The sequence below is a fragment of the Bacillus sp. NMCN1 genome, assembly GCF_002998085.1.
Lineage (GTDB): Bacteria > Bacillota > Bacilli > Bacillales > Bacillaceae > Bacillus.
The window spans coordinates 117,526-136,450 of the sequence record NZ_PVQL01000004.1 but is presented as its reverse complement, the minus strand read 5'-3'; the positions used below and the strand labels follow the sequence as shown (position 1 = coordinate 136,450).

At 43.2% G+C, this 18,925-nt stretch carries 17 protein-coding genes and 1 pseudogene; 13 read left to right on the top strand and 5 right to left on the bottom strand.

Annotated features, from left to right (window positions below; all coding sequences use genetic code 11):
- Positions 1 to 3: 3 nt before the first annotated feature.
- The 9 genes and pseudogenes from C6W21_RS17245 (at position 4) to C6W21_RS17205 (ending at position 12,255) form a co-directional block, all read left to right on the top strand.
- Entirely contained in the window at positions 4 to 807 is an 804-nt protein-coding gene (locus C6W21_RS17245; RefSeq protein WP_106051797.1) for a formylglycine-generating enzyme family protein, read from the top strand.
- A 4-nt stretch (positions 808 to 811) separates the two neighbouring features.
- Positions 812 to 2,569 (top strand): WD40 repeat domain-containing protein, encoded by a 1,758-nt coding sequence (locus C6W21_RS17240; protein WP_106051795.1) that lies wholly within the window; start codon positions 812 to 814, stop codon positions 2,567 to 2,569.
- Positions 2,570 to 2,845: 276 nt separating this feature from the next.
- Positions 2,846 to 3,931 (top strand): bifunctional diaminohydroxyphosphoribosylaminopyrimidine deaminase/5-amino-6-(5-phosphoribosylamino)uracil reductase RibD, encoded by a 1,086-nt coding sequence (gene ribD, locus C6W21_RS17235; RefSeq protein ID WP_106051793.1) that lies wholly within the window; start codon positions 2,846 to 2,848, stop codon positions 3,929 to 3,931.
- Between the two features lie 532 nt (positions 3,932 to 4,463).
- A pseudogene (locus tag C6W21_RS17230) lies at positions 4,464 to 5,540 on the top strand (exosporium glycoprotein BclB-related protein); the annotation flags it as partial.
- Between the two features lie 135 nt (positions 5,541 to 5,675).
- A complete protein-coding gene (locus C6W21_RS17225) occupies positions 5,676 to 7,271 on the top strand; it encodes a sensor histidine kinase (RefSeq protein ID WP_106051789.1) in 1,596 nt (531 codons plus the stop codon).
- A 3-nt stretch (positions 7,272 to 7,274) separates the two neighbouring features.
- Positions 7,275 to 7,973, top strand: coding sequence for a response regulator (locus C6W21_RS17220; protein WP_189318221.1), 699 nt, complete (start codon positions 7,275 to 7,277; stop codon positions 7,971 to 7,973).
- Positions 7,974 to 7,975: 2 nt separating this feature from the next.
- The gene (locus tag C6W21_RS17215) at positions 7,976 to 8,953 is read left to right on the top strand and encodes a tripartite tricarboxylate transporter substrate-binding protein (protein WP_106051785.1); all 978 of its coding nucleotides are present in this window, start codon (positions 7,976 to 7,978) and stop codon (positions 8,951 to 8,953) included.
- Positions 8,954 to 9,144: 191 nt separating this feature from the next.
- Positions 9,145 to 10,443, top strand: a complete 1,299-nt coding sequence (citM, locus tag C6W21_RS17210) for an Mg(2+)/citrate complex secondary transporter CitM (RefSeq protein WP_058015708.1) — start codon at positions 9,145 to 9,147, stop codon at positions 10,441 to 10,443.
- A gap of 180 nt (positions 10,444 to 10,623) precedes the next feature.
- A complete protein-coding gene (locus tag C6W21_RS17205) occupies positions 10,624 to 12,255 on the top strand; it encodes a M14 family metallopeptidase (RefSeq protein ID WP_106051783.1) in 1,632 nt (543 codons plus the stop codon).
- A 228-nt stretch (positions 12,256 to 12,483) separates the two neighbouring features.
- Here the strand turns inward: C6W21_RS17205 and C6W21_RS17200 are convergent, their stop codons facing one another.
- Positions 12,484 to 12,969 (bottom strand): phenolic acid decarboxylase, encoded by a 486-nt coding sequence (locus C6W21_RS17200; protein WP_025206914.1) that lies wholly within the window; start codon positions 12,967 to 12,969, stop codon positions 12,484 to 12,486.
- A gap of 112 nt (positions 12,970 to 13,081) precedes the next feature.
- On the opposite strand from C6W21_RS17200, the gene C6W21_RS17195 reads away from it, so the two are divergent.
- Both C6W21_RS17195 and C6W21_RS17190 read left to right on the top strand, forming a co-directional pair.
- Positions 13,082 to 13,639, top strand: coding sequence for a PadR family transcriptional regulator (locus C6W21_RS17195; protein WP_106051781.1), 558 nt, complete (start codon positions 13,082 to 13,084; stop codon positions 13,637 to 13,639).
- Positions 13,640 to 13,743: 104 nt separating this feature from the next.
- A complete protein-coding gene (locus C6W21_RS17190; protein WP_106051779.1) occupies positions 13,744 to 14,850 on the top strand; it encodes a nitric oxide synthase oxygenase in 1,107 nt (368 codons plus the stop codon).
- 124 nt (positions 14,851 to 14,974) lie between these two features.
- On the opposite strand, the gene C6W21_RS17185 is transcribed toward C6W21_RS17190, so the two are convergent.
- The gene (locus C6W21_RS17185) at positions 14,975 to 15,244 is read right to left on the bottom strand and encodes an acylphosphatase (protein WP_106051775.1); all 270 of its coding nucleotides are present in this window, start codon (positions 15,242 to 15,244) and stop codon (positions 14,975 to 14,977) included.
- 121 nt (positions 15,245 to 15,365) lie between these two features.
- Here C6W21_RS17185 and C6W21_RS17180 point away from each other — a divergent pair, with 121 nt between their 5' ends.
- Positions 15,366 to 16,007, top strand: coding sequence for an MOSC domain-containing protein (locus tag C6W21_RS17180; RefSeq protein ID WP_106051772.1), 642 nt, complete (start codon positions 15,366 to 15,368; stop codon positions 16,005 to 16,007).
- A 51-nt stretch (positions 16,008 to 16,058) separates the two neighbouring features.
- On the opposite strand, the gene C6W21_RS17175 is transcribed toward C6W21_RS17180, so the two are convergent.
- The 3 genes from C6W21_RS17175 to map form a co-directional block, all read right to left on the bottom strand.
- Positions 16,059 to 16,196 (bottom strand): YflJ family protein, encoded by a 138-nt coding sequence (locus tag C6W21_RS17175; protein WP_003214303.1) that lies wholly within the window; start codon positions 16,194 to 16,196, stop codon positions 16,059 to 16,061.
- Between the two features lie 134 nt (positions 16,197 to 16,330).
- The gene (locus C6W21_RS19100; protein WP_189318220.1) at positions 16,331 to 16,492 is read right to left on the bottom strand and encodes a hypothetical protein; all 162 of its coding nucleotides are present in this window, start codon (positions 16,490 to 16,492) and stop codon (positions 16,331 to 16,333) included.
- Between the two features lie 123 nt (positions 16,493 to 16,615).
- Complete coding sequence (gene map / locus C6W21_RS17170; RefSeq protein ID WP_106051769.1) at positions 16,616 to 17,365, bottom strand: type I methionyl aminopeptidase; 750 nt, start codon at positions 17,363 to 17,365, stop codon at positions 16,616 to 16,618.
- Between the two features lie 193 nt (positions 17,366 to 17,558).
- Between map and nagE the strand changes: the two genes are divergently transcribed.
- A complete protein-coding gene (gene nagE, locus C6W21_RS17165) occupies positions 17,559 to 18,923 on the top strand; it encodes an N-acetylglucosamine-specific PTS transporter subunit IIBC (RefSeq protein ID WP_106051766.1) in 1,365 nt (454 codons plus the stop codon).
- Positions 18,924 to 18,925 lie beyond the last annotated feature (2 nt).

Genomic DNA, 18,925 nt, shown 5'->3' with positions numbered 1-18,925 from the left:
AGCGTGAAACCTGAAATCAATTGGATTCAAATCCCAAGCGGCTATGCAATAATCGGAAGTAATGAAGAAGATATGAAAAAGGCCTCAGAATTTTGGAAGGACAAGCTTCTCAATCCAACCTACGGCCGTGAGAAAAAATTTCAAAAATGGCTGTACAAAGAATTTCCATCCTATCAGCCGTATATCAATGAATTTTTTATTTCAGATACGGTCGTCACCAATGAATGGTATCAAAGCTATTGTGATGAAACAGGCCAGTCGTACCCGGAGAGCTTAACGAATCAAGAGCTTGGCGGCGGGAAAGATCATCCGGCTTGGGGAATGGATATCGAGGAAGCCCTCTCGTTCTGTCAGTGGCTGAGCGGGAAACTTGGGATAGACGTGTCGATTCCTACTGAAGAAGAATGGGAATATGCTGCCCGGGGAAACACGAGAAATCAATACCCGTGGGGAGATGAGTTTGATCCTTCTTACTGTAATACGTACGAATCAAATATCGAAAAAACGACGCCTGTCCGCCATTACAATAAGGGCAGATCCTTATTTGGTCTTTATGATATGGGAGGCAACGTCGAGGAATGGGTCAACACCAAATATCATGTATACGAAGGCGGCATCGAGGTCGTAGACGATTTAACGGAAACGCTTGGCAGTGATTACTACATTTTAAAAGGCGGCTCCTTTGCAAGAGGCGGAGATTTATGCAGAGTCGCAAGAAGACACGGGAAGCACCCAGATCCCGTTTTTCGATTTACTGGCTTTCGTGTAGTGACTCGTCAAAAACAACATATAAAGGTGGGAGTGTAAAACCATGCATAGAGGACCAATTACATCTGTTTTATCAACTCAGCAGGACCAAATTGTTTACACTGGCGGTTATGACCGCTGTATTTATCAGTGGAACCGGGCAACAGGAGAAGGAACGTTTATTGGAAGTCACGAGCATATCATTAACTCTTTATCTCTTTCTGAAAACGGAAAGTATTTAGCGAGTGCATCGTCAGACTACACCATTCAATTGTATGATACACACACTCATACTCGGATTCGCTCTCTGTTTGGACATGCGGATGATGTAGAAGCCGTCGCTTTTGCGAAGCAGGATACCTTGCTTGTATCGGTGTCCAGAGATAGAAGATGCTTAGTCTGGGATATCGAAACGGGAGCCATTTTAAGAGAATTTCATGGACATAGCAAGGATGTATTAGCGGTATGGATACATGGCGATAAAGCTTATACAACAGGTGATGATGGCTACGTTCTTGTATGGCTGTATGATACAGGAGAAATTGTAGGGGAAATCGGTCCGTTTGATTATGAGCTGGACACAATCAGCGGCAGCAATCAAAAAGAAGTGTTCGCACTTGGCAGAGACGATGGCACCGTCATTATTTATGATGCGATTACTTTACAGGAGAAAAAAATCATCAAAGCCCATTTACAGGGCGTCAAGCGGGTGAATTTTTCTCCAAGTGGCAATTACTTGCTGACAGCAGGCTATGACCATTTAATTAAGCTGTGGAATTATGAAACAGGGGATTTAGTCGATACGCTGCTGCCTCATAAATATCAATGGGAGCGCTCGCTTGTCTGGACGGAGGATGAGAAATCGATCCTAGGAGCCAGCTTTGGAAAAACGTATTGTGAATGGTCTATTGAAAAGGGAAAAGTTGTATCAGATGAGATCGAAATGGCGACACCCTCTATTAATGATATTGCGCTGACTGATGCGGGAGATATCATCACAGCATCAGATGACGGAAAATTCAGAAAAAATGGGATTGAAATCGCTAAATCGACAGGCGTTTTAACAAATGGAGTGGCTGTCGCACGAGATGGAAGCTATTATGCGTGGGGAGATCATGCAAGTCAGGTGCATATTGTTCATGAATCATTACAGCAAATGGTTTCGTTTGATCTCAACACAGGGCCGGTCAACAGTGTGTATTTCCACGAGGAGGATCGGCAATTCTATATTGGAACTTACGGCGGTTATGTACATGTCATTTCGACAGAGCATTTAAAGGAAATTGGCCGTTCCAAAGCACACGATTGTGCTGTTAAAGCACTAAAAGTAGAAGGAGATCATATCATCACAGCCGCGGTAGAAGGAACCATCTGTCTTTTAGATAAGAAGAGCTTGTCTTTAAAAGCGAAATATATTGGGGCGACAGAGCTGTTAAATGACGTATTCATTGATAGCAAAAGAGATCGTATTGCCATTGTCAGCCGTGACAAGAATGTGAGATTGTTTGATTTGCACACAGGAAGAATTTTAGATCAGCATAATGAACACCAGTATTCTATTAAATCGGTCTCTGTCACAGACTCTGGCTATATTGTGAGCGGAGATTATTGGGGCTATATCGTTGTGTGGAATCCAGAGCTAGAGGTCAATACCGGCCCAATTAGAATTGCGAAGAATGGGATTAGTGCCATCAGACAATTAGGCAATGACGTATATGCAAGCTCATATGACGGTGGGATTTATCACATTCGAGAAGATGGCACGCATACCGAAGTACTGCGCTTATTTGAACAATTTCCAAAAGAAGTAATCTCTCATTAAGAAAAAGAATGTAAGCGGGGGATTCTCATGATAAGTGTTTGCAAGGAACATATGAAAAAAGGCCTGACTGTACTCAATTGTCCGCATGTGCTCCTCATTAATAAATATGAATTACGCAAATGCTGTTTTTGTAAACAACGAGCGTCATATAAACTTTTTTATTCCTTGCCTTACTATGATCGATCTGAAAAGAAACGGATGGAAAAAATATGAGAATAGAACTCCTTCATTTTCTGAAGGAGTTCTTTCCCTTGAAAGAGAAGAAAGGAGACTCACATGAAAGACGATGTTTTTTATATGAAGCTGGCGATTGCTAACGCAAAGGCAATGAAAGGGCAAACCTCCCCAAACCCGCTTGTCGGTGCAGTCATTGTACAGCGGGGTGAAATTGTTGGAATTGGTGCTCACATGAAGGCAGGTGAACCGCATGCTGAAATTCATGCGCTGCAAATGGCAGGGGAAAAGGCAAAGGGAGCTGACATGTATGTGACGCTTGAACCTTGTTCTCATCATGGGAAAACGGGTCCTTGCACGGAAGCCATTATCAAGAGTGGTGTAAAACGTGTAGTCATTGCGACACAAGACCCAAATCCGCTTGTAGCAGGTAAAGGGATCACTATGTTGAAACAGGCAGGGATCGAAGTAGAAGAAGGAATATGTAAACAGGAGGCGGATCGCTTAAATGTGCCTTTTTTTCATTTCATTCAATCAGACATTCCTTACGTCATCTTAAAATCAGCCATTTCGTTAGACGGGAAAATAGCAACAGCTCATCAAGAGAGCAAATGGATCACAGGAACAGAAGCAAGAACAGAAGTACAGCGTTTACGTCAAGAAGCAGATGCGGTGATGACAGGAGTTGAAACGATTATTCAAGATGATGCAGGTTTAATTGTGAAGGATTCATTCATCACTCAGCCCATTCGTGTCATTTTAGATTCCACATTAAGAATTCCACTTCATGCGAAATGTTTAACAGATCATATGGCTGAAACCATTATTTGTACCTCACGAATGTACGATCAAAAAAAGTATGATCAGCTTGTGCAAAAAGGGTATGAAGTATTTGTCACAAACGGGGAACAAAGGACAGATCTTCATGAAGTGTTAAACATGTTAAAGAAGCGTTCTGTGATGTCGGTACTTGTAGAGGCAGGAGGAAACGTGAGTGCATCATTTTTAGAAGCGTCACTTGTTAATGAAGCTGTTATTTATATGGCACCTTTATTGATTGGTGGAAAACATGCGCCTACTTTCTTCGAAGGAGAAGGTGTGAAAAAACTAAAAGAGGCGATCCGTCCAGCGGATATTGAATATAGTATGGTAGGGAAGGATTTAAAAATGACGATGAGATTTCATTGAAAGAAAGACCTTGTGCATGGAGCGCAAGGTCTTTTCGATATTTCCAAATAAAAATAAAAATGTACATACACCTTTCCTGGTATGGATGAATACGATGGATGGGGGTGACTCTATGAAAAGATGTAGACAATGTGGAAAAATCTATCCCGCTCATTCTAAAGGCCATTACCAAAAAGGAAGCTGGTATGATGCGTATAAGAATGATGGATGGGAATGTGATAGTTGTAAGAAAGAAAAAACAAGGAAACCAGTGAAAAATCCTTGCTGTGGAAAGGATCCTTGTGTTTGTGTCATTCAAGGTCAACCAGGCGTAAGAGGAAGAAGAGGTTCAGCAGGTCCAGCAGGTCCAGCAGGTCCAACAGGGCCAACGGGACCAGGAGTAGGAGCTACGGGAGCCACGGGCGCCGCAGGAGCAGCAGGAGCCACGGGAGCAACAGGAGATCCAGGAGCAACCGGAGCCACGGGCGCCGCAGGAATAGCAGGAGCAACCGGAGCCACGGGAGACACAGGTGCAACAGGAGCAACCGGAGCAACAGGAGATCCAGGAGCAACCGGAGCCACGGGCGTCGCAGGAATAGCAGGAGCGACCGGAGCCACGGGAGACACAGGAGCAACAGGAGATCCAGGAGCAACCGGAGCCACGGGCGCCGCAGGAACAGCAGGAGCGACCGGAGCCACGGGAGACACAGGAGCAACCGGAGCCACGGGAGACACAGGAGCAACCGGAGCAACCGGAGCAACAGGAGCCACGGGAGCCACGGGAGACACAGGAGCAACCGGAGCCACGGGAGACACAGGAGCAACCGGAGCAATCGGAGCAACAGGAGCAACGGGAGCCACGGGAGACACAGGTGCAACCGGAGCAACCGGAGACACAGGAGCAACCGGAGCAACCGGAGCAACAGGAGCAACGGGAGCCACGGGAGACACAGGTGCAACCGGAGCAACCGGAGACACAGGTGCAACCGGAGCAACCGGAGCAACAGGAGATCCAGGAGCAACCGGAGCCACGGGCGCCGCAGGAATAGCAGGAGCAACCGGAGCCACGGGAGTGACCGGAGATACAGGCGCAACGGGAGCCACAGGTGCAACTGGATCGAGTGCAATTATTCCGTTTGCATCAGGTTTACCTGTCGCTTTAACAACGATTGCAGGCGGTCTAGTCGGGACATCTAGTTTGGTTGGCTTTGGTAGCTCTGCAACTGGTGTTAGTATACTAGGTGGTATCATTGACTTAACAGGTGCAGCAGGTACTCTTTTAAATATGGCATTCTCTGTACCTAGGGATGGTACCATTACTTCATTTGCTGGATACTTTAGTACCACGGCAGCATTGGCTTTAGTCGGTACGAATATTACAGTGACCGCTAGCTTATTTGCTTCACCGACACCAGATAACAGCTTCACTCAAGTAGCGAGTGTCGCATTGGCTCCAGATTTAACTGGGATTTTATCCATAGGTGCTATTTCAAACGGTATTGCGACTGGTCTGAATGTGCCAGTTACAGCAGAAACAAGATTACTCGTTGTTTTCTCTGCGACTGCAACAGGCTTATCTTTAATTAACACCGTAGCAGGCTATGCGAGTGCAGGCTTATCCATCACATAATTGAAACAGGGATGACTATTTGAGTCGTCCTTTTTTGTTTGAATGAATTTTCTCTCAACTTCGTAAGAAAAATGATATGATTTTATTAGAGTCTATTCGATGAATCTACTTGAATTAGGGGTTGTAGCGGTGAGGATGGGCAAAAGGAAAGTCACTTTACAAACGAAAATCTTGGGGTTAATTATCGGGCTTTTGCTTGTTGTCATTGCGTTATTGACCATTTGTTTTGGTTTTTTGCAGACCTCAGAAAGGCAGCGGCAAGCAGAACAGCTGGCGGTGCAAACCGCTAGAACAATCTCATATATGCCGCCCATTAAAACATCGGTGGCCACATCTGCATCGAAAAATGAAGAACAGGCAGTGCTTGAGCAAATGAAGGATCAAGTTAGAGCACATGCCATCTTCATTACCAATCAAAAAGGTAAGGTCCTTTTTCATACGAACCATGAGAATGTAGGAAAAACCATCAGTGTATTTAGAGGAAGAAGTACCCTGCTATTTGGGGGAACCTCCATATCAACGGGTGATTCTAATGGTGAAACCGTTGTCAGAGGCAGTGCCCCGATTATGAAAGAAACAGGCAAGCATGAAGAAATTATTGGCACAGTCACCGTCGAATTTTTAAAAAAGGAAATCGATCAAGCGACAGCCCATCAACTATTCAAGCTTAGCTATATTGCTCTTCTTGTGCTCTTGCCTGGTATATTCGGAGCGATTTTTTTAACAAGGAGTATTCGCAAAGATACATTAGGGCTTGAACCACATGAAATTGCTTCATTATTTCGAGAAAGAGAAGCGATGCTGCTTGCTATAAAAGAAGGGATTATTGCATTTGACCGCAAAGGCGCGATGACGATGATGAATACATCTGCTGAACACATGCTGCGCGTTTCATCCGAGCTGCCGCTTCATATTGACCAAGTCTTGCCAAAAGCCAACCTCCTTTTCTATTTAAAGGCAGAGACGATTGAACCGAACATTGAAACCGTCGTCAATGATAAAACCTATGTCTTAAATGTGAAAAAAGTGGTGCAGGACAACCGTGTCTTTGGAGGAATTGTGAGCTTCAGGGAGAAAACAGAGCTGACGAAGCTGCTGGATACATTGACAGAGGTAAGTCAATATTCAGAAGACCTTAGAGCGCAAACACACGAATTCTCAAATAAGCTGTACGCTATTTTAGGCTTGCTTGAGCTGAAGCAAGTGGATGAAGCCATTGACTTAATTAAAGAAGAATATACACTTCAAAATCGCCAGCATGATTTACTCATGAAGCAAATTCGCTCTCCGAAAATACAAGCCATTTTACTAGGGAAGTTAGGAAAGGCATCTGAGAAAAAGGTTCATTTTCACATTGATGAAAATAGTTCTTTGGAGCCGCTCCCAGCCCATTTGAGTTTATCTCACTTTATCATCATCATTGGCAATCTCGTAGACAATGCGTTTGAGGCTGTATTGAATAAGGAGAAAAGAAAAGTAAGCTTGTTCATCACAGATATTGGATTTGATATTATCATAGAGGTGTCTGATTCAGGGGATGGTGTCAATGAAGGAGCCATTTCACAACTTTTCACAAGAGGACATTCATCAAAGGGAGAAGGACGAGGCTATGGACTAGCTAATGTCAAAGAAGTATTGGACGAACTTGGGGGCTGGATTGAAGTGACGAACCAAAAAGAAGGCGGAGCCATCTTCACTGCATACATACCGAAAGGCACAAAGGGGGAATAAATGGTGATGAAGGTACTCATTGCGGAAGATGATTTTCGAATCGCTGCCATTCATGAATCTTATATACAACAGATAGAAGGATTTCAAGTCGCCGCAAAGGCAAAGAGTGCAAAGGATATGTGGGAGGCGCTCCAAAAGGAACAAGTTGATCTCATTTTGCTTGATGTATATATGCCTGATGAGCTCGGCACAAACCTGCTGCCTCTTTTAAGGAAGCGCTATCCAGAAATAGATGTGATTATTATCACGGCTGCAACGGAAACGACACTATTAAGAGATGCACTTCATTACGGAGTGGTTCATTATTTAATCAAACCAGTGACCGCACAAAAGTTTGCACAAGTTTTAACCGAATATCAAGAGAAGAAAGACATTATCAATTCTAAGGATGAAGTCAATCAAACGATGATTGATTTGTTTTTTGGGCAGATGCAGGAAGAGCCAAAAGAAAAAGATGACCGCGACCTGCCGACAGGCATCAATTCACTCACCTTGGAAAAAGTGAAAACGCTGTTGGCATCAGAGAATAGCGGGATTACAGCGGAAGAACTCGGAGAAAAAATGGGGGCATCACGCACAACAGCGAGACGGTACGTCGAGTATCTCGTGACAACAGGAGAATGCCGGGCAGAGCTTGCGTACGGAATCATTGGCAGACCAGAGCGAAAATATTATCCTGCTAATAAGCAAGCGGAGTCATAAAGATGAAAAAAGGAATAGGCCTTGTCATCATGATCTGCCTTTGTATGACGCTCACCTTTAATGAAAAAAAAGGAGGCGACTCTTTCCTGAAGCACAGTCCATTATATATTGTGGTGTCTGGTGTCCCTGACGGCGGCTTTGACCAAACAGCTCATGTAATGAAATCAGTGCTCGAGAAGGAGAAGTTGGTGAAACGGCCGGTGAATATCCTTTATCAAAGAGGCGGAACGGTGGATAAAGGATGGACATATATGATGGAGCGAGATACCAACTATATTAGTTTAAATTCAAGCTTATTGTTAAGCCGTAATTTGCTTGGCAGCAGTAACATGACAATGAGTGATGTCACACCACTCGCCATTTTGGCAGAAGAGTGGCAGGTCGTCGCAGTCCCAGTGGATTCTCCCTTTTCAAATGGGAAGGAGCTATTAAACACACTAAAGAAGAAACCGGATTCCTTAAAAATTGGATTTGCCCCGGACTTTGGAAATGATGATCAAATCTCATTCGCACGAGCGGCAGAAATGGCAGGAATTGATCCATACCGCATTCAATTTTTGAAATTTGACAGTGCAGATGATTTATTTCAAGCGCTCATAGAACATGAAGTCGATGCAGCAACGACCACGATTACAGAGGTTCGTCATGATTATGAAAAGAAAAGGCTAAAGCTTGTGGCAACCACAACGAATCAGCGTTTAGCGGGATTTGAAGATGTGCCGACTTGGAAAGAACAAGGCATCCCGCTCATCTTCTCTCATTGGCGTGGTGTGATGGGCCCAAAACAAATGAGTCAAAATGACATACGTGAATGGGATCAGGTTCTTCAAAAAATGACACAAACGAATTCCTGGAAAAAGCAATTAAAACAAAAGGGCTGGACAAGTCGTTATATGAACAGCAAAGAGGCAAAGATCTTTATGGAGGATCAATTAAGGCGATATGAGCAATTTATCCAAGGAGAACAAGCGGTCGAGTGAGACCGCTTTTTTTCATGGAATCCATCAAAATCAAAGTTTGAACAAAATGAACAAAATGCATTTATCGACCGAAAAAGAATTAAAATTCATAATATTTACTTCAATTTCAACGTCAGATATCATGACAGAAAGGGTTGGAAATGGGATGCCAACATTTAATGAAAGCGTATACAACATAAGGGGTGAACAAAGTGCTAGCAATCTTAGGATTTCTTATGATGGTTGTATTTATGGTTTTGATTATGACGAAACGTATGTCTGTTTTAACGGCACTGGTGTTAACACCAATTGCATTTGCTCTTATTGCAGGTTTTCATTTTACTGAAATTTCAGACATGATTGTCAAAGGTGTGCAGCAAGTCGCACCGACGGCGGTCATGATCATGTTTGCGATTTTGTACTTTGGCATTATGATTGATGCTGGTTTATTTGATCCGATGGTGGCAAAAATTTTAAACATTGTCAAAGGCGATCCATTAAAAATTGTCGTCGGAACAGCTGTCCTGACCATGCTTGTTGCACTTGATGGTGACGGAACCACAACGTACATGATTACAACAACAGCGATGCTTCCGTTATTTACACTGCTTGGCATCCGGCCGATTATTTTAGCGGGAATTGCCGGAGTTGGCATGGGGATTATGAATACGATTCCATGGGGAGGTGCCACACCTAGAGCAGCGAGTGCACTTGGCGTTGATCCATCACTTTTATTTGGCCCGATGATTCCAGTCATTGGCGCAGGGGTTTTGAGTATGATTGTTGTGGCATACTTTCTTGGGAAGTCTGAAAGAAAGCGTCTTGGTGTCATTGAACTCGAACAGCCGATTCATGCAAATGAAATGGCAGCGGCACTACAGGATGATATCAAACGGCCGAAACTTTGGTGGTTTAACCTGACGCTTACGTTGTTATTGGTGCTCCTTCTTGTCTCAGGAAAAGTCAGCTTAACGGTTCTATTTGTCCTTGCATTCTGTGTGGCGATTATCGTGAACTATCCGAACCTTGAACAGCAGCGTGAGCGGATTGCGGCTCATTCAACCAACGTCTTAGCCATTGCTTCGATGATATTTGCGGCAGGTGTTTTTACAGGTATTTTAACTGGGACGAAAATGGTCGATGAAATGGCGATTTCGATTGTATCTGCCATTCCAGAGCAGCTTGGCGGCTTCATTCCAGTCATTGTTGCGTTAACGAGCGGGATCTTTACGTTCTTTATGCCGAATGATGCATACTTTTACGGGGTCCTGCCGATCCTATCAGAAACAGCGGCAGCATACGGTGTAGATAAAATTGAAATTGCCAGAGCCTCTATTATTGGTCAGCCGATTCATATGTTAAGCCCACTTGTTCCATCGACTCATTTACTTGTTGGACTTGTTGGGGTATCACTGGATCAGCATCAGAAGTTTGGCATGAAATGGGCTGTGCTTGCAGTTGTCGCCATGACGGTCATGTCGGTACTCATTGGGGCCATCTCCATTTGGTAAATAAAAGAGTGTCTGCTACCTGAGCAGGCACTTTTTTTAGGTCATATTGCCGATCAGGCTCGATTCATTTGCCCTATACAAAAAACATGCCTGTTCCTCCAAAAGATATATTTTTGAAAAATACTGACACTTTTACTGCTTTTTTCTTTATAATGCAAATCAACGAAGGGAGAGGATAGCATGTCCAAACGAAAAGGCGCGATTCTTTTTGCTGCCGTATGCCTCATAGCAGGAAGTTTGTCGATGGTGAGCCCAACTTCAGCTCATGCAGATACCCCTTATTTTGGAAAGAGTTATGAACAGCCAGCCTCAGTGAAGAAGCTATACCCTGAGCCTGACGAGACGTTCGGCACCCCTGCCTTTCAGAAAAAAGGAGAAGCCTTTACGACGCAAGAAGAGCTTCAAGAATTCTTACGTGATATTGTCCGCAAAAGTCCTTACGCTACTCATAAACAGATTGGAACATCCATTGAAGGACGATCCATTTCAGCCCTCTACTTTACAAAGGATCGTCATATCTCTCCACTTTCAAAAAAGCCAACGATCTGGCTTCAAGCACAAATACACGGAAATGAACCAGCCTCCGGTGAATCTGCTCTCGTCATCGCAAAACGATTAGCTGGTGAAGAAGGAGAGCGTATACTCAATCATGTCAATATCATCATTGTCCCGAGAATTAATCCTGATGGTTCTTATGCGTTTGACCGCAGGCTTGCAAACGGAATGGATGGAAACCGTGATCATATGACATTAGAATCTCCAGAGCTCACAGCCCTGCATCAAGAATTTAATCGGTATGCACCAGAAGTGGTCATTGATGCCCATGAATACGATGTAGGACAAAAGCAGTTTGATGATATCGGCTCAGCGGGTGCCCTCAAATATCACGATTTACTGATATTATCAGGGAAGAACTTGAATATTCCCGAAAGTATCCGGCTGACGTCAAATGAATTATACGTAAGCGGTGTCCGTGAAACGCTGACAAATCAAGGATTTTCGAATGATTTATATTATACAAGCACAAGAGGAAAGGATGGAAAGATCGATCTCTATGAAGGTGGAACGGATGCGCGAATTGGTCGAAATGCCTTGGCACTCTCGCCAGCTCTGTCATTTCTTGTAGAAAGCAGAGGGATTGGCATTGGAAGAGAGGATTTTACCCGCCGCGTCGCAGCACAAGTCACCACGCATGAAAAAATCATTGAAACAACTGTGAAACATGCGAAGCAGGTGAAGCAGCAAATGGTGACGGAGCGTCTGAAGCTAGTGAAAAAAGGACTTCAATCAAATGATGACGATCAAGTGGTCATTCAAGATGATTTCATAGCGCCGATGGATGATTCGCTGGAAATGGTGGATATTGAGAAAGGGCAGACCATCAATGTCCCTGTACGCTTTCACAGTGCGAGCGATGCTGTTCCTGTCATGTCGAGAGAACGACCGACAGCTTATCTCGTTTTACCTGGGCATGAAGGGGTAGAACGGAAGCTAAAAACCTTAGGGTTAAAAAGTGTCACATTGCCTGTCGGTGTAAAAGTACCGGTACAAGCCTATCATGTAACAAAACGAGACGAAAAGAGCAAAACAGATATTCAGCTTGAAACAGAACTCACCCAAAAGAAACGTCAGCTGCCAAAAGGGACAAAGGTATATATCACGGCGCAGCCGCAAACAAATTTGTTGTCACTTGCCCTTGAGCCAGAATCAAAAGACAGCTATATGTCATCTGGGTTTATTGCTTCAAAAGTAGGTGATGAACTGCCAGTGTACCGGTTCTTGTTATCTAAAAAGGCGTTAGGCATTAAATAAAAAAGGCTAACATCATTTTAGTCCTTTCAGCGTGTAGACAAACCCTCGCATTCGCCCGCAGTCCTGCGCGCTGGTACTCACGAATGTCAAATTCGTTCTGCTTCGGTGCTCGTCCTTCCTAGACTTCAAATGTTTTCAATCACACTGAAAAGAAGACAAAGGGCTAAAATAAACATCATTTTAGCCCTTTGTCCACAATCTAGAAGCGGCACAGTGCGTGCCGCCTTTTTATTTTCGTCCAGCTCTTATTTCATCAGTCAAGCCTTCATATGGTGCTTCGGCGATAATGGTTTCGTCATTTACACCTGCATGATGGATATACGTAATGTCCGCAAATTCTGGAACAACATATTTTGGATAGGTTTCGTATTTTTCACGAGATTCTTTCATGAGATCGATATAGTCATTTTGATAGCAAACTGTGATATCTGGACGTTCATGCACCCATTTTGGGAAGAAGATGACGCCATGCATGCGTTTTTCTTCAGGCATAAAGTTCAGAGAGACGTCTGTCCCAGTTGGTTCTGTCCAAGAAACTTTGTAAACGCCTTTTGTCAGCTTCACAATATTCACTTCTTGATCACGGACCCAGCGGCCTCCAACCATTCCGCTATGAATGCGGTAATCAATGGTGTGATCGTTTTTAATGTAAATCTCATATTCCCAGCCATTTTCATACGTATAAATCATATGAAGTCCAACGAATTGATCCATGTTTATTCCTTCTTTCATTAGAATGATGTTATTTCAAACATGTCGTGATTTACATGTTTATTTTAAAGTCTATGGTATACTATTGTCAAAGAATAAGCGTTGGAGGCACATTATGAGAGTTTTGAAATATGCCATTCTTGGCTTACTAGATCAGTGTGAGCTGACGGGATATGATATAACCAAACATTTTAAGGATTCCCTTGGGCAGTTTTGGAGCGCGAAGCACAGCCAAATTTACCCTGAGCTGAAGCGTCTCACAGAAGAAGGGTTTATTGAATTTGATATTCGTATACAAGGAAAGAAGCTGGAAAAGAAGGTTTATCAAATCACAGAGGCAGGGAAAGTAGAATTGCATCAGTGGCTAAGGACAAAAGACCCGATACCGGAAACAACAAAGGATGAATTCATGCTGAAAACATTTTTCATCTCTTCCATGGATAAAAAAGAAGCGGCTGACCTGTTTACACATCAACTGCTAGAGCGCACCAAGAAAGTAGATATGCTAGAACAGAAGCTGCACGCTTTAACAGAGGAAGACCCTGCTGCTGAATCGCTTCATTCAGCACAATTTGGGCATTACTTAGTGCTGACAAGGGCAATTGAAAGAGAAAAAGGCTATGTCCGCTGGCTCGAGCAGACCCTTAAAAAGATTGATTCATCCACGCACTAAGGACAATGGTCGGATGATATGATAAAAAATGGTTTGAAACTAGTGAATTTATAAATAGAAACCGCTACAATGGATATATTCGTATTAAAGTGAGGCGAGTATGTTTGAGTAATCAAGAAGCGTTGTGGAATGAAGCAGAAGCTTTTATTTCTGTATGCTATGAAGAATTAAGCAAGTCAAATGAAGAGAAAGCAGCACGTCTGCATGAAATAAAACAAGAAATTGACTCTGAAGGGATGTATACTCACACACAAGAGGAATTAGCGCACGGGGCAAAAATGGCATGGCGCAACAGCAACCGCTGCATTGGCCGTTTGTTTTGGTCAACCTTGCATGTTCACGACTGCCGGCATGTGAAGACAGAAGAAGAGGTGAAAGAGGCACTCTTTCATCATATTGAGTATGCGACAAATGGCGGGAAAATCAAACCATCCATTACGATCTTTCCCCCAGAAAATAATTCCCAAAAGGAAGTCGTCATTTATAATCATCAGCTCGTTCGTTATGCAGGCTATGAGACGGAGTATGGCATCATCGGCGACGAGGCATCTCTTGAATTGACAAAGTTGTGCGAGGCCCATGGCTGGAAAGGAGAGGGCACGCATTTTGATATTCTGCCTCTCATGTTTCAGCTAAAGGATCAGCCTCCAGTTCTGTATGAACTACCGAAAGAAATCGTCCAAGAAGTCGAGATCACCCATCCTGAGTATGAAGGATTTCGTGATTTAGGACTGAAATGGTACGCGGTTCCGATTATTGCTGATATGAAATTGGAGATTGGCGGTATTCATTACAATGCAGCACCGTTCAATGGCTGGTATATGGGCACAGAAATTGGCGCACGTAACCTAGCCGATGAAAATCGCTACAATATGCTGAAAAAAGTCGCTTCTATTTTAGGACTGGATACGACAAAGAATGCGTCGCTTTGGAAGGACAAAGCCATTGTCGAGTTGAATGTGGCGGTTCTCCATTCTTACCGAGAAGCAGGGGTGACCATTGTTGATCATCATACAGCAGCACATCAATTCAAGCAGTTTGAAAAGCAGGAAGAAAAGGCTGACCGCAAGCTGACTGGGGACTGGACATGGCTGATTCCGCCAGTATCACCAGCTGCTACCCATATCTTCCACAAGCATTACGACAATACCATTGTGAAGCCGAATTATTTTTATCAGGAAAAGTCCTATCATGGAACAGAAAAAGCCTAGCGAGAGCTAGGTTTATTCAGCGTGTAGACAAACCCTCGCATTCGCCCGCAGCAGGTCTGTAAAGGTTTTCTATCACGCTGAAAAGAAGACAAAGGCTAAAATCAAGATTATTTTAGCCTTTTTATTACCATATTCGAAAATCCTTATAATGAGCTAACTCAGTGAGCGGTTCCATCTGCATATCTGTGACCTTTGAAAAAGGGCTTCCTTTTCGAACGGTTTTTAAGAAATCAAGCACTTCCTGCTGCTCACCCTCTACCTTTAACTCGACATGACCTTCATCTGTGTTGCGTACCCAGCCTTTCATCCCGCGATTGACGGCTTCTCCTTGAACAAAATAGCGAAAACCGACTCCCTGCACCCGTCCTTTTACAATGGTATGATAATGAATCAATGTCATCTCTCCTTTTTCTCATCGTACCATAGCATGTAACTGACCTTCACGCATCGACTATGATTTCATTGTCTAACGATGTAAAATAATAGCCATGAGACAACCAAAGGAGATGGTCATCGTGGGACAGAAGAGATACGACATAGTAGGAATCCAAGTAGGACAACCCATCACGGCCTATGCGAACGGAAAAGAAATCAAAACAGCCATCAACAAAAAGCGTATTCAGGAACCTGTATATTTGAGTAAGGTCAATTTTGAGGGAGATGGTCAAGGTGATTTGGTTCATCATGGAGGATATGATAAAGCCGTCTGCATCTTTCCATATGATCATTATGCTTACTTCGAGCAATTTTTAGGGGTTCCGTTACAGGAAGCTGCCTTCGGCGAGAATGTGACAGTGCATCAGCTAGTTGAGACGGATGTGCGTATTGGTGATGTATTTCAGCTTGGAGAAGCACTTGTTGAAGTGAGCCAGCCAAGACAGCCGTGTGTGAAACTATCTTTTAAGCATGGTAACATGAAGCTTGTCAAGGAAGTACAGCAAACGGGGTATACCGGTTTTTATTTACGGGTGCTGAAAGAAGGCATGGTGCCGCTTGATGCTTCTCTTGTATTAGTAGAAAAAGCGCCCCATCACATTACAGTCCATGAAGTGAACGAAGTCAAATATCGTCACACAGATCCAGAGAGGCTGAAAGCCGTTCTAGAAGTAGATGCCTTGGCAGATGTGGTGAGGAAGTCTTTAGAAAAACGAATTTAGCATATTGAAAAAAAGCCGTACATCAGCATAAGATGTACGGCTTTTAAGCGCCTATGAACTAGGTTTCTTTTGTTCAAGAAGATTTGCAAGGAAATATGTTTTTAAGCTTTGAAGCTTTCTTCCTTCATGCTTGGTCACACCAAGCTTCTTTAATTCTTCGACATACCAGCCTTTGCTACCATAATGCATGATAGAAAACTCCTTTCAATTGAAACTGCCTGCATTGTAACATCTCAAAAAAGGACGTGAAAAGTGTGCAGGTATGAATAAATGAAAACTGAATCTATCTGCCTATGATCCATGTATATGCTGGAAATCATCATTTATGAATTGGGCGGGTTGAGGGTAACGATGATCATGCCGACCGTCATAATCATGATGACAATACCAAGATAAGTCATCATGGATTGTTTTTTCTTAATACCTACAACCGTTAAGATAATACTTTCAATCAAAAATATAATTCCGATGATGATGAACCACATATCAAATAAGACCCCTTTCGCATATCTTTGCCTATTTTACCACAGGCATTTTTGTTTAGTCGTGACAGATTCGTGAAAGGGAAATGACAAAATCCCCTCTAATGAAGAAGGGGATCTGCTGGCTTATAGCTTCGTTAAAATAATCGGTTCATCTTTTGTGATCACAATGGTATGTTCAATTTGTGCGACTAGGCTTTTATCTGGTGTTTTAAATGTCCAGCCGTCATCAGTCTGATAAACCGATTCAGCATTTGTTGAAATGAAAGGTTCGAAGGCGATCACTGTGCCATTCTTAAACAAAGCATTATCGAATGGATCATAATAGTTCAAAATATGGTTAGGTGCTTCATGCAGATTTTTCCCAATGCCGTGTCCTGTCAGGTTTTTAATGACGGTAAAACCTTGTTCTTTGGCTGTATTGTAGACCGCACGGCCAATTTGGTTTTGTCTTTTACCGGCTTTTGCATGCTTTAATCCTTCAAGGAATGCATCCTCTGCACACTGGCATAATGCTTCAAGACGAGCATCACCTGTACCTAATACGAATGAAATGCCGGTATCGGAATAATAGCCGTCCAGCTCTGCTGAGATATCAATATTGATGAGGTCGCCCTCTTGTAAAATGGTTTTTTCACTCGGGATTCCATGTGCCACTTCATCGTTCACGCTGATACAAGTCGTCCCAGGGAAGTCATATTCCTTTTCAGGTGCCGAATTGGCTCCATGCTCTTCTAATATTTTTTTTCCAATCAAATCTAATTCTTTTGTAGACATGCCTGGTTTCGCTTGGCTTTTCATTTCTTCTCTTGCCAAAGCGACAATTCGGCCGACTTTTTTTAAGGCTTCTAACTCATGATCATGTTTGACAATCACTGTTCATTCCCGCTTTCTATAACTTCATTCTATTCAATAGCTTACCACATTTTACGCGAAAAGAGTAAAGTGCGGAATGTCAAATGAATGTGGACAAATTGGTATAGATAACTAGATGTGCATATGATATATTTTTTATGAACATCATGAACGAAACGATTGGGTCATGATGATGACAAAGGGGGAAAAGCAAATGGTGTTTCAGTTTTTTCAAAAGCTAGGCAAATCATTTATGCTTCCAATCGCTGTACTTCCAGCAGCAGGGATTATTTTGGCTATTGGGCGGGAGGATGTATTCGATATCCCGTTTATTCATGCGGCAGGGAATGCTATTTTTGCAAACTTGGCTTTAATTTTTGCAATGGGTATAGCGATCGGCATTGCAAAGGATGGTAACGGGGCAGCGGCATTATCAGGTGCGATCTCTTATTTTATTTTATCAGCTGGTACAACGTCAATTAATTCAACGAACAATATGGGGGTATTGGGCGGTATTTTATGCGGGCTATTGGCAGGTTATGTGTACAATCGTTTCAAGGATACGAAACTGCCAGAATACTTAGGTTTCTTTAGCGGAAGACGGCTTGTGCCGATTATGACCGCCCTTTTCACCATTTTATTAGCAGCCGTTTTCGGATATGTATGGCCTCCGATTCAAAGCGGGATTAATGGTTTAGGGGAATGGATTTTAAGTCTTGGTGCAACGGGTGCCGGGCTGTTTGGTTTCTTTAATCGCTTGCTCATTCCATTAGGGCTTCATCATGTGCTGAATAACTTATTTTGGTTTCAATTCGGGGAGTTCAGCGGGGCAACAGGGGATTTAGCGCGATTCTTTAAAGGAGATCCAAGCGCGGGTGTCTTTATGACTGGGTTCTTCCCAGTGATGATGTTCGGTCTGCCAGCGGCATGTCTAGCCATGATTGTGACCGCAAAGCCTGAAAAGCGAAAAGCAACGGCTGGCTTGATGATTGGGATGGCGCTTACGTCATTTATTACAGGGATCACTGAACCAATTGAATTTTCATTTATGTTTTTATCTCCACTCTTATATGGTGTCCATGCTGTACTAACGGGTTTTTCGCTCTTTATTGTGAACACCCTCGGAATTCATAGCGGCTTCGCTTTTTCAGCAGGAGCGATTGATTACGTTTTAAGCTTTGGCATCGCACAAAAACCACTCATGTTGCTTGGGGTTGGGGTGCTTTATGGCATTGTGTACTTTGTCGTTTTCTATTTCCTCATTAAACTGTTAAAGCTCAAAACACCGGGCAGGGAAGATGATGACATTGAAGATATTGCAGCCGATGATACGAAGACGGCAGGTGCGAGTATGCTTGTAGAGGGACTTGGCGGCAAAGACAATATCACCGCCATTGATCATTGTGCCACTCGTCTACGTTTAACAGTAGAAGATACAAATTTATTAAATGAAGGCACATTGAAAAAAGCAGGTGCCAAAGGGGTACTGACTTCAGGGAAAACCTCCGTACAAATCATCATTGGAACGAATGTAGAATTTGTCGCAGATGATCTCCGCAAGGAAGTTGATCGAGATTAAAA

Excerpts from the sequence above, each read along its gene's own strand:
- C6W21_RS19100 (WP_189318220.1), bottom strand. The coding sequence starts at position 16,492 with ATGTGGTTCATCATCATCGGAATTATATTTTTGATTGAAAGTATTATC.
- C6W21_RS17195 (WP_106051781.1), top strand. The coding sequence starts at position 13,082 with ATGAGAGTTTTGAAATATGCCATTCTTGGCTTACTAGATCAGTGTGAG.
- C6W21_RS17215 (WP_106051785.1), top strand. The coding sequence starts at position 7,976 with ATGAAAAAAGGAATAGGCCTTGTCATCATGATCTGCCTTTGTATGACG.
- C6W21_RS17205 (WP_106051783.1), top strand. The coding sequence starts at position 10,624 with ATGTCCAAACGAAAAGGCGCGATTCTTTTTGCTGCCGTATGCCTCATA.
- C6W21_RS17225 (WP_106051789.1), top strand. The coding sequence starts at position 5,676 with ATGGGCAAAAGGAAAGTCACTTTACAAACGAAAATCTTGGGGTTAATT.
- C6W21_RS17200 (WP_025206914.1), bottom strand. The coding sequence starts at position 12,969 with ATGGATCAATTCGTTGGACTTCATATGATTTATACGTATGAAAATGGC.
- C6W21_RS17240 (WP_106051795.1), top strand. The coding sequence starts at position 812 with ATGCATAGAGGACCAATTACATCTGTTTTATCAACTCAGCAGGACCAA.
- ribD (WP_106051793.1), top strand. The coding sequence starts at position 2,846 with ATGAAAGACGATGTTTTTTATATGAAGCTGGCGATTGCTAACGCAAAG.
- nagE (WP_106051766.1), top strand. The coding sequence starts at position 17,559 with ATGGTGTTTCAGTTTTTTCAAAAGCTAGGCAAATCATTTATGCTTCCA.
- C6W21_RS17175 (WP_003214303.1), bottom strand. The coding sequence starts at position 16,196 with ATGCATTATGGTAGCAAAGGCTGGTATGTCGAAGAATTAAAGAAGCTT.